Genomic DNA, 11,449 nt, shown 5'->3' on the forward strand with positions numbered 1-11,449 from the left:
ACTTATCGCAAATGAGAAACTAAAAAATTATTCATTACTATTTGCCTATACGCAATAGTAGTCTCAAACCTTTGATGAGACAAAATTTCCATCTACTATCATTCTCTCAAAATTCTCCGAAGGCTCCACAGAGAGAAAATCACTAACTTATCGCAAATGAGAAACTAAAAAATTATTCATTACTATTTGCCTATACGCAATAGTAGTCTCAAACCTTTGATGAGACAAAATTTCCATCTACTATCATTCTCTCAAAATTCTCCGAAGGCTCCACAGAGAGAAAATCACTAACTTATCGCAAATGAGAAACTAAAAAATTATTCATTACTATTTGCCTATACGCAATAGTAGTCTCAAACCTTTGATGAGAATAAATTTCCATCTACTATTGTGGAGCATATACTTTTAATGTAGCCCAAAAAATATACAACATGATTAACGCTAACTTTCTCGCCGATACTGACCCATTAGTAGCCGAACTAATTCAAAAAGAATACGGACGGCAACAAGACCACCTAGAACTAATTGCTAGTGAAAACTTCACCTCAGCAGCAGTAATGGCCGCCCAAGGTTCCGTACTCACCAACAAATATGCCGAAGGTCTCCCAGGTAAACGTTACTACGGCGGTTGTGAATTTATAGACGAAATCGAACAAATAGCCATAGACCGTGCCAAACAATTATTTGGTGCTGCCCATGCCAATGTACAACCCCATGCAGGTGCCCAGGCCAACCTTGCCGTGTTCCTCACCTTGTTACAACCAGGGGACACCATCATGGGAATGGACTTATCTCACGGCGGACATTTGACCCACGGTTCCCCAGTAAACATTTCTGGTAAATGGTTCAATGTTCATCATTATGGTGTAAGTCCAGAAACAGAAACTATAGACTATGACCAAGTTCTCGAACTAGCAAAGCAACATAAGCCCAAACTACTAATTTGTGGTTATTCCGCCTATTCTCAAATAATTGATTTTGAGAAATTCCGGGCGATCGCTGATGAAGTTGGAGCTTATTTATTAGCAGATATTGCTCATATTGCTGGTTTGGTGGCAACGGGTCATCATCCTAACCCTATTCCCTACTGTGATGTAGTCACAACTACTACCCACAAAACCTTAAGGGGACCACGAGGCGGTTTGATTCTGACCCGCGACCCAGAATTAGGAAAAAAACTGGACAAGTCAGTATTTCCCGGAACTCAAGGGGGTCCATTAGAACACGTTATTGCAGCTAAAGCAGTAGCATTCGGAGAAGCTCTGAAGCCAGAATTTAAAGCTTATTCTGGTCAAGTGATTGAAAATGCTAGCGCCTTAGCAACCCAACTGCAAGAACGCGGATTAAAAATAGTTTCTGGTGGTACGGAAAATCACGTTATGTTGGTGGATCTAAGGTCAGTAAGTATGACAGGGAAAAAGGCAGATAAATTGATGAGTGGAGTTAATATTACTACGAATAAAAATACTGTACCTTTTGACCCACAGTCTCCTTTTGTCACCAGTGGCCTCCGACTAGGTTCTCCAGCAATGACCACAAGAGGTATGAAAGCTCCTGAATTTACTGAAATAGGCAATATTATTGCGGAACGGTTACTCAATCCAGAAGATGAAGGGGTAGCTCAAACGTGTCGAGATAGGGTAGCATCATTGTGCGATCGCTTTCCTCTCTATCCTCATCTCATGGCTAAGGTTCCCAGTCTAGTCTAAATAATTTTGGATGGACAATTGAGGAGAAGATTTTTCAGAAGTTGAGGTTTTATGTATAGCGCTATAGTTTTAGCGACTATACATAGGGTTTGCGTATGGAAAGTCTTTTTGCTCTTTGTAGGAGACAGGAGACAACCCACCCCTAACCCCTCCCAACCCACCCCTAGCCCCTCCCAGGAGGGGAGGGGAAGACAGGAGAAATGGCTCGGGAGTGAGGAGGTAGGAGCGGGCGTTTTGTCCCAAGATTGTTCTGCCCAACTATGCGCCTAAAATACGCTCCATGCATGAGCGTGAAGAGCTGAAATAGGCGCACTGCAATTCTACCCCAAAAAGGCACTTGTCTTGATATGTCAATGCTTTTAGATTTAATCAGCAAGCCCTACATAAGTATCATAAATCGGTAACTTCCAATTTGGGATTGATTTCTAGTCTTGAGCTACTAGCAAATTAAAATTAAAAGACTAGATTTAATCCCCAACCTGTATATTGCAATATTCATTAGTAGAGGCGTTCAATACAATGTCTCCACCATTATAGATAAAGACTAATTTATCGGCATAAAATACTATATTTACCGTAGCACTATAGTTTAAGCCCACTATATATGGAATTTAGACTAGGGTTTTACGAGCAAAAATTCAAGTATTTTTATAACTATATCCAATTATTTATATTTTATATAGTAGCAAAATATCCTAATAATGCTAGACCAAATTAATAATTTCTTATTAACTTTTAACCCCCCATTATTTCAGATACCTCATTATCTGTACCATTTGATTACCTTAATAATTTCAACTTTTGTTGTACTTTTGATTACACCAATTATCCGCAAAATTGGTTTAAAAATTGGACTTGTAGATAGTCCAGGCGGTCGAAAAATTCATAAACAGCCAATGGTACGTTTGGGAGGAGTTTCTATTTTTATTGGTAGCCTAATTGCCCTTTTAATGGTTTGGTGGTTAGGAGGATTTATAGATGCTAATGGTGATATTTTACCTCCAGAAAAAGAGTTTGAAATCTGGGGTGTAACAGTTGGTGGTTTAGCTTTTTTTCTAATTGGTTTAGCAGATGATTTGTTTGGTTTATCTCCCTTATTCCGGTTATTCACGCAAACTATTGCTGCTAGTATGGCTTGGATAGTAGGGGTACAAATTGAATTTTTGACAATTCCTTTTTATGGGTTAGTACATATTAATATTCTGAGCTGGCCTGTAACTGTTATCTGGTTAGTGGGGATGGCAAATGCGATTAATTGGATTGATGGTGTAGATGGGTTAGCTGCTGGTGTTTCTGGTATTGCAGCTTTTGTGATGTTAATTGTAAGTATATTTATGGATCAACCAGCAGCAGCTTTAATTGCCGCAGCTTTAGCTGGTGGAACATTAGGTTTTCTTCGTTATAATTTTAATCCAGCCCAAATATTTATGGGGGATGGAGGAGCTTATTATGTAGGATTTACTTTAGCAGGAGTGGGAGTAATAGGTTTAGTAAAAACTACTGTGGTTACTTCTGTTCTTTTGCCATATCTAATACTAGCAGTGCCAATTATTGATATGTCTGCTGTAATTCTAGACCGTCTACGAAATGGTAAATCTCCTTTTATTGCAGATAAACGCCATCTTCATCATCGTTTATTAGATGCTGGTTTATCTCAAAGATTGACAGTTTTTTTTATCTATTCATTAACACTTTGGGTCGGAAGTTTAGCTATGGCTTTTTCTGGTATTCCTAGTGGCGCAATTTATGCTTTTAGTGCTACAGGTTTACTTATTTATACCAGTTGGAAAGTTTGGAAACATAAACAAGCTTAAAAGATGAAAAGTCAAATAGCGATCGCCTATTTTCATGTCACGAGAGGCGATCGCTAAGTAGGGTTTGCGTATGGAAAGTCTTTTTGCTCTTTGTAGGAGACAGGAGACAGGAGACAGGAGACAGGAGACAGGAGACAACCCACCCCTCGCCCCTCCCCCTCCCAGGAGGGGAGAAATGGCTCGGGAGCGAGGAGGTAGGAGCGGGCGTTTTGTCCCAAGATTGTTCTGCCATAGTCAGCCCAAAATACTAGCTTTTTGAGCGTTTTCAACTGAAACAGGCGTACTTTTTTCGACCCTAAAAATGCTCAAGCCTTTATATATCAATACTTTTATAATTAATCAGCAAGCCCTAAGTATTGCTTGCTATTCTTCAATGCTTGATATTCATCCCAAATCTTGTCTGGAGAATAATAATCTTTTAGTAACTCATAATCTCTAGAATAAAAGTCAATTAATTTTTTCATAGATTTCTCTGACAATTCTGCTAATGAGATTTTTCTGCCTCCAGTATTAAGTCTGGGTAAGTTAATTTCAATGCTAGTTATTTCTGATAATTTTTCCCCTAATTCTCCTAAACGCTCTACTTGAAATACGCGATCGAATCCTTTTATTTGATTGCCCATGAAGGTATGTTGTGGTTTTATATGACCTTCCCAAACTTGTGATATTTCTAAATACGATTCTAAGTTTTCAACTAACCAATTAATTTCAGGATTAACTCCCAACTTAGTAATAGATAAATATTTACAGCTAGTTAATGACGGGTGGTTTTCAAATGCCGCTCTCTGAAAGAAAATTATGTTAGAAACAGCAGATAAAAAACGCTTAATTGGTTCTCTGACGACTACAAACTTAAAATAATCTGCTGCTACATCTTCAATATTAACTATGTACGATTTATGAGACTGGTATGGTTGAGGTTGGTCTTGTAGGGTAGTAATTCTTTGAGACTCTTCTTCCATACTCTTCTCTAAATGTGATATGGTTGCTAATAATGTACGAGTAGCGCACTTGAGAATAAGAGTGTAGGCAATTTTAAATTTATCGCACAAAATAAAAGTTGAAAAAGTTTGATTTTCAAACTTTTCCCAAGAATTACAGGTTCTCAAAACACCCATATTTTTATCGGCAGATTTTGGATTTTCTTTCAATAACTGCTGATGATATTCTAACGCTTGTTGTTTATTTCCTTGAGCAATTAAAATAGATATCAAAATTTTTTTACTATGATATTCATCACCAAATCTAGTCTTAACTTTATGAGCAACTTCCAGAGCTTCTTTTGACAAACCTTGTTTAACTAATAAATTTGAAAATTATTGATATATTCCCAATTTTTGATAATCACTATTAACTAATTGCTGATACTTAGAGCTAGCCCATTCTATTAAAGTTGCATTTAACAAAGCTAAGGCTAAATTTAATTTAACTGCCTGTTTATAATTAGCAAGTGCCGACTCTTTTTTGCCTAACTTGAGTAAAGCATAGCCCAATTTTATCTGGGCATTTTGACTGTAAACATAAATTTCTACACCCTTCCTTAAATATGCTAAACCTTTCTCACTTTCGCCTATATGTACTAATAAATAACCCAGTTGGGAATAAATACTATCCCCATCAAAATCTTCATTAACTAAATCTGTTTCTAGCGCTTCCCTTGCTAATTCTAAACTGCCATATTTTTCTGGTAAAGCTGCTGTTACATTATGCTCTATTATTTGAGAAAAAAGTCTATCAATGTGTTCTGGATAGTCAGGAATAAATTCCTCTATAATCTCATCTCCTAGATTAAGGTAAATATCAAGAGCAGCGCCAAAATTTGCTTCAGTACATAATATTTCTGCTTGCTGTAAGTCTAAATTTTTATTCCCTAACTTTTGAGTGATTAACTTTTTAAATGTACAAGCTAATATTTCTCCAGGGGATACCTCTAAAAGGCAATCATCTAATAATCTTTTAACAGCTATGCCAATAATACCAAGCGTAGTAAAAGGATGCCACGCACCACCATAGTTAGTTATAGTTTGAGCAAAACTATTTATTGATTCTAACAGTATTTGATGACAAGGATTAGTAATAGGAGAAACCTCTGATTCAGACAATAAATATTTAAAATAATCTTCGACTTTGATTAAAGAAGCGATACTTCTTTCCCAGGCATAACGGCGCACTACAATATTTTTTTGGATAGCATATTTTTGCTGATAATGGTTAGGATACTGGCAAAATATTCTATCTGCTAAATCTTGAGCTGAATCAAATTCATGTAATTCTATATAAGCATTAGTTTGACCAACTAAAAACGCAAGATTATTGGGAAATTTTTCTATAGCAGTTTGCCAACGAGCTAAAGCTAATTCCCATTTTTGTGCGTGCATTGATACTCTAGCTAAACCATCAAAACCTTGAGGTTGATGAGGATATTTTGAGATAAATTACTCAAACAAAGTTTCAGCTTCTCGATACCTAAATAAATTAATTAAAGCATTCCCTTTCTGTACATAGAAATTAAAATTGTGAGGCAACTGATTAATAGCATTCTCCCAGCGCTCCAAAGCTAATTCCCAATTCACAAAACTATTAGCAACTCTGGCATAACCATCATAACCTTGAGGTTTATTTGGAAACTTTTCTATTAACCTTTGAAAAACCACTTCTGCCTCATCAAACCGAGATAAAGTTATCAGCACATTACCTTTGCTAGCTTGAAAACCAATATTTTCAGGAAACTTTTCCAGAGCATTTTCCCAATGCTCTAAAGCTAATTCCCAATTAGCCAAACTATTAGCAACTCTGGCATAACCCTCATACCCTTGAGGTCGATTTGGAAACTTTTCTATTAACCTTTGAAAAACCGCCTCTGCCTCATAAAACCGAGATAAAGTTATCAGCACATTACCTTTTATAGCTTGAAAACCAATATTTTCAGGAAACTTTTCCAGAGCATTTTCCCAACGTGATAAAGCCAAATTCAAATCTGCTAAATGATGAGTTAATCTGGCATAGCCATCATAACCTTGAGGTTGATTTGGAGACTTTTCTATTAACTGTTGAAAAACCACTTATGCCTCATCAAACCGAGACAAATTGATTAAATAATTGCCTTTTTGAACCTGAAAACCGATATTTTCGGGAAACTTAAAAATCGCCTCCTTCCACCGTTTTAATGCCAACTCCCAATCTGCAAAACCATGAGTTAATCTGGCATAACCATGATAACCATCTGGTAATTCTGGATAAATTTTTATTAATTGCTGAAAAACCGTTTCTGCTGACTCAAATCTACCTAAACTAATTAAATTATTACCACAAGTTCGATAAATAGGCATCGGTTGTTGAGGGTTGATAATTAACGCTTGTTGGTAAAACTCAACAGCCTCCTTTATCTTTCCTTCCTTATTTAACTTATTCCCACTCTCAACAAAATCTCTGGCAACATCTGTTTGTAACCAAGATATTTTTTGAGTTGCCCTCAAGTGAATTGGATTAAGAGAAACGATTTTTTGCCAAGTCTTGAAACCAGACAAAAAATTCGATTTAGTTTCATAAGCCAAGGCTAAAGTTTGATGAGAAATTGCTGAATATGGTTGTAGATAAATAGCCTTTTGTGAGCAACTAATAGCTTCAACTAATTCACCTTGCTTTATTAAAACTTCGGCTAAACTATTATGAAAGTTTGCAGAATTAGGATTAAGTTTAATCGCCTGTCGATATTGGGCTATGACATCAGACCACTTACCTTGTTGGACAAACAGTTGTCCTAAGTAATAGTAATTCCAGGAGAAATAGGGCATTAATTCGATGAGTCTTTGATATTCTCTTTTGGCATCATCTAATTTATTGGCCCGCAATAGTTCGTTAGCAATTTTCAGGGAACTTGGACGTATAAGTTTAGCCATCTAATTAGATTTTGAGATAATTTAAAAAAGATATATAACGTACAAAAACTTACTACCTTCTATTTAGATGATTGCAGAAATTATATGTGTAGGCACAGAACTACTATTAGGAGATATCCTAAATAGTAATGCTCAATATTTAGCACAAGAACTAGCAAGATTAGGAATAGCTCATTACTATCAAACCGTAGTAGGGGATAATCCAGAAAGAATCAAACAAGTATTAGCGATCGCTACCCAACGCTCCCAAATATTAATTTTCACAGGAGGTTTAGGCCCGACTCCAGACGATCTAACTATGGCCACCATCGCGGACTATTTTAATACTCCACTGATAGAAAGACCCGAAATCATAGAAGATATTACCAAAAAATTTGCTCATCGGGGTCGCACCATGACCGCCAGTAACCGGAAACAAGCCTTAATTCCCCAGGGTGCAAGTATTTTGCCTAATCCTATTGGCAGTGCTCCAGGAATTATTTGGCAACCAGTGGCGAATGTAACAATAATGACTTTTCCCGGAGTTCCCACCGAAATGAAATTAATGTGGCAAGAAACTGCTGTACCTTATATGCAGAATCAGGGTTGGTGTGGTGAAACTATCTATAGTCGGACATTAAAATTTTGGGGCATTGCAGAGTCAGCTTTGGCAGAAAAAGTAGCCCCATTGTTGGAAATGAAAAATCCTACTGTTGCTCCCTATGCTAATTTTGGAGAGGTAAAATTACGAATTTCTGCTCGTGCTGAGTCTCAGGAATTAGCGGATAAATTAATTTTGCCTGTAGAACAAAAAATACGAGATATTGCAGGAATTGATTGTTATGGCATTAATGATGACTCTATAGCTTCAGTAGTAGGAAAATTATTGTTAGATGGAGGGGAAACTTTAGCTGTGGCCGAATCTTGTACTGGTGGAGGTCTAGGTAGTATGTTGACTTCTACTCCAGGTAGTTCGCAATATTTTTATGGTGGAGTTATAGCTTATGAAAATATTGTAAAAATTTCTTTGTTAGATGTTAGTCAGGAAGATTTAGCTACAGAAGGTGCTGTGAGTCATGCAGTGGCAAAACAAATGGCAAATGGGGTGGTGAAGAAGTTAGGAAGTAACTGGGGAATTAGTATTACGGGTATTGCTGGACCTGGAGGTGGCACAGAATCTAAGCCAGTGGGTTTAGTTTATATTGGCATAGCAAAAATAACTGGTGAGGTAGAAAGTTTTGAATACCGCTTCGGTACTTTACGCAGTAGAGATTGGATTAGAAGAGTGAGTGCCTGCACAGCTCTCGATCTGTTGAGAAGAAAATTATATTTATCTGTAGGAAAAACACAATAATAAAAGACTTGATTATAATAACAATAATAAATCAACTTATGGACAAAAGTACATACTTTTTAAGACAACTTAACTAATCGTTGCTGGATGGCCATCTAACCCTAAAGCAAAGATAGTGTTAATATATAAAGTAAAGATCGATAAACAAAAGGCCACGATGAATATTTATTGTGTTGTGGCTTAGTTGTTAAAATCTTTCAAAACTTTTGTATGAAAAGGGAAGCGGCAGAACCCGCCCCGCTTACCCCTCACTATAAAAGGTGAGAGTATTCAGCGGGAATATAATATTGATGGATTACATTGACAAGCTAATAGAAAAATTAAAGGAATGGACTCGCAGACTGGTTGATTCTTTATTAGGTCCAGAACCAGAACCAGAACCAGAACTCATTCCTATTCCAGTCAACGACCGCTCTCGTCGCTGATAATTCTATCATTCAACGTTTAAATTATTTGTTTAGCATTTTAGTTTTACATGGGCCAAATTTGAATCTCCTGGGTCTACGAGAACCAGGAATATATGGCTCTGAAACTTTAGATAATATAAATCGACTGTTAGAGCAAGAGGCGGAAGCCCTTGGAATAAAAATCTCTGTATTACAGTCTAATAATGAAGGTGTCTTGGTGGATGTAATTCACTCAGCTAGTGAGCAACACCAAGGCATAGTTATTAATGCCGGGGCGTATACTCATACAAGTATTGCCATTAGGGATGCTATTTCTGGGGTTAATATTCCCACGGTAGAAGTACATCTCAGTAATATTTATCGTCGAGAAGAATTTCGACATCATTCTTTTATAGCACCAGTAGCTGTAGGTCAGATTAGTGGCTTTGGTTCACAAAGCTATATTTTAGGGCTAAAAGCAATAGTTAATTATCTTCAAAAAGGTATGCGTTAAATAATTTCCCAAATCTAAATATGGCTGGAAATTTTATATTAGAAAAAAATATATCAATTAAATTATTCAATATTCAATAATAGTTAATAAATAGCGTAAGCTTGAATGAATTATTAAGACAATAACTATGTAACTCAAGTTATAGAATACTATTATTAATAGCATTAGTATCATCCTAATCACAAGAATTAAATTCTTCGTATACAGAAAATTTATTTTGATAGTAAGTCATAATATAAACAGGACTTGCTGATTAACTATCAAAGCATTGATCTATCAATGCTTTAGCCTTCTTGAGCAGAAAAAAGTGCCAGCTTTTCGGTCTAAAAATCTCAAAAAGTTAGCATTTTGGGCAGGCAAGGACAGAAAAATCAAGGGACAATTCTTCCCACTACCTTCTCTATAATTCCCATTTCTCCTGACTCCTGACTCCGATCCTTGCTCATAAGACTAGTGAAGCGCAAACCCTAAATATGTAAAGATAATCAAAAAAATTAAATATAACGACCCTAAATAGGTTTTGAACAAAAGTTAGTCTGAGAAAATATATCTAAAACTTAGCCTAACTTCCTTCTATCTATACTCTACTGTTCATTACTTATTCAGGATGTGTATAAGAAAGATAAATTAATGAATAAATAATGCAGCATTCTCTATTAATCAAATTTCAAGGTGCCTTATTAGGAGCAGTTTTAGGAAATCATTTAGGTTATTACTTTGAGTATCAACAAATAGAGAAAGAACGAAAAAATTATAAATTATCAATAAATAAACATAAATTTTACCTGTTAGATTTAGAGAAACAAAGATTGCCAAAATGGGGAGAAATTACAGTTAATTGTGCAAATAGCTTAATTAGAAATCAGGAATTTAATCAGGAAGATTGGCAGAAAGTTTATGGAGAATGGCAAGATAATTGGACTAAGAAAAAAGACCAAAGTGGCAAAACAAATCAGGTAAAATATTCTCAAAAAAAAGCAGAAAAATTTCTAGAGATATTTGATAATAAATTGCTCGATCTTCACTACATAGATAAAGATGATGTATTTTATCCCACAGCTAGTAATGCAGTTATAGCAAGCTTGCCAGTAACCTTGCTATATCACGAAGATGAATTGAAACTGGAAAAAAAATTACAGCAATGGGGAAAAGTTTGGCAAAATTACTCAGATATCAATCTAAGTAACTTAGTAATTGGATATCTTATAGCCCAAGCTTTTACAGAACAACTACATCCCCAAACTATAATACCCAAAATTATCGACTATATTGGAGAAAAAGAACCATTAGTAGGGCAACTAAGACAAGTAAAACAATTGATAGATCGGGGAGCAAATTTAGACACCGCAATAACTCAGTTATCAAAAAATGTTAAATCTTTTTCCAGGCAGCAAATATTTTCTGAACAACAAGAAAACTCTATCTCGTATGCTTTTTTCATACCCATCTGTTTAGCCTTATACTGTTTCCTCAGTACCCCGGAAGACCTGAGTTTAGCAATATTACGAGCGGCAAGAACAAAATGGGCAACTCAAATCTGTACTATAGTAGGTACTTTATCAGGAGCTTATAACAGTAGTGCTGGAATTCCTGTAGAATGGCGACAAAAAATGGGAGGAGAACTTTTGGGAATAAATGAAGCAGAAATTCTGAAGTTGGCCAAAAATCTTTGGGCCGTTTGGTGTGGAGTTTATGACCCAAACAATATGACACAAAATATAGTGCCAGCAGTTGCTGCCAGCAATGTAATTCGTCCTCGCCCACACAAAGCTAGTGGATATTGAAAACTCTATG

General features: G+C 36.1%; 10 protein-coding genes. 6 read left to right on the forward strand and 4 right to left on the reverse strand.

Annotated elements, in window-relative coordinates; genetic code table 11:
* Nucleotides 1-431: 431 nt before the first annotated feature.
* Both glyA and F6K15_RS12700 read left to right on the forward strand, forming a co-directional pair.
* The gene (gene glyA / locus F6K15_RS12695; protein ID WP_293061282.1) at nucleotides 432-1,709 is read left to right on the forward strand and encodes a serine hydroxymethyltransferase; all 1,278 of its coding nucleotides are present in this window, start codon (nucleotides 432-434) and stop codon (nucleotides 1,707-1,709) included.
* A 755-nt stretch (nucleotides 1,710-2,464) separates the two neighbouring features.
* Nucleotides 2,465-3,523, forward strand: a complete 1,059-nt coding sequence (locus tag F6K15_RS12700; protein WP_293061389.1) for a glycosyltransferase family 4 protein — start codon at nucleotides 2,465-2,467, stop codon at nucleotides 3,521-3,523.
* Nucleotides 3,524-3,858: 335 nt separating this feature from the next.
* Here the strand turns inward: F6K15_RS12700 and F6K15_RS12705 are convergent, their stop codons facing one another.
* Genes F6K15_RS12705 through F6K15_RS12720 form a run of 4 tightly spaced genes read right to left on the reverse strand, consistent with a single transcriptional unit; the run spans nucleotide 3,859 to nucleotide 7,422 of the window.
* Nucleotides 3,859-4,812, reverse strand: coding sequence for a sulfotransferase family 2 domain-containing protein (locus F6K15_RS12705; protein WP_293061284.1), 954 nt, complete (start codon nucleotides 4,810-4,812; stop codon nucleotides 3,859-3,861).
* 27 nt (nucleotides 4,813-4,839) lie between these two features.
* On the reverse strand, nucleotides 4,840-5,901 hold the full coding sequence (locus tag F6K15_RS12710) for a hypothetical protein (protein ID WP_293061286.1): 1,062 nt from the start codon (nucleotides 5,899-5,901) through the stop codon (nucleotides 4,840-4,842).
* Between the two features lie 57 nt (nucleotides 5,902-5,958).
* Nucleotides 5,959-6,585: a tetratricopeptide repeat protein gene (locus tag F6K15_RS12715; RefSeq protein ID WP_293061287.1), complete on the reverse strand. Its 627-nt coding sequence runs from the start codon at nucleotides 6,583-6,585 to the stop codon at nucleotides 5,959-5,961.
* Nucleotides 6,586-7,422 carry a lipopolysaccharide assembly protein LapB gene (locus F6K15_RS12720; RefSeq protein ID WP_293061288.1) on the reverse strand — a complete coding sequence of 279 codons (837 nt, stop codon included), beginning with the start codon at nucleotides 7,420-7,422 and terminating at the stop codon, nucleotides 6,586-6,588. It abuts the gene before it with no gap.
* 67 nt (nucleotides 7,423-7,489) lie between these two features.
* On the opposite strand from F6K15_RS12720, the gene F6K15_RS12725 reads away from it, so the two are divergent.
* The 4 genes from F6K15_RS12725 to F6K15_RS12740 all read left to right on the forward strand — a co-directional run bounded on the left by F6K15_RS12725 (nucleotide 7,490) and on the right by F6K15_RS12740 (nucleotide 11,439).
* On the forward strand, nucleotides 7,490-8,755 hold the full coding sequence (locus F6K15_RS12725) for a competence/damage-inducible protein A (protein WP_293061289.1): 1,266 nt from the start codon (nucleotides 7,490-7,492) through the stop codon (nucleotides 8,753-8,755).
* 290 nt (nucleotides 8,756-9,045) lie between these two features.
* Entirely contained in the window at nucleotides 9,046-9,180 is a 135-nt protein-coding gene (locus tag F6K15_RS12730) for a hypothetical protein (RefSeq protein WP_293061291.1), read from the forward strand.
* Nucleotides 9,181-9,208: 28 nt separating this feature from the next.
* Nucleotides 9,209-9,655, forward strand: coding sequence for a type II 3-dehydroquinate dehydratase (aroQ, locus tag F6K15_RS12735; protein ID WP_293061293.1), 447 nt, complete (start codon nucleotides 9,209-9,211; stop codon nucleotides 9,653-9,655).
* Between the two features lie 641 nt (nucleotides 9,656-10,296).
* Complete coding sequence (locus tag F6K15_RS12740) at nucleotides 10,297-11,439, forward strand: ADP-ribosylglycohydrolase family protein (RefSeq protein ID WP_293061294.1); 1,143 nt, start codon at nucleotides 10,297-10,299, stop codon at nucleotides 11,437-11,439.
* The last annotated feature ends 10 nt before the right edge of the window (nucleotides 11,440-11,449 follow it).

Origin of the sequence: Okeania sp. SIO2B3 (assembly GCF_010672525.1) — a bacterium.
In the GTDB taxonomy this organism is placed as follows: Bacteria; Cyanobacteriota; Cyanobacteriia; order Cyanobacteriales; family Microcoleaceae; genus Okeania.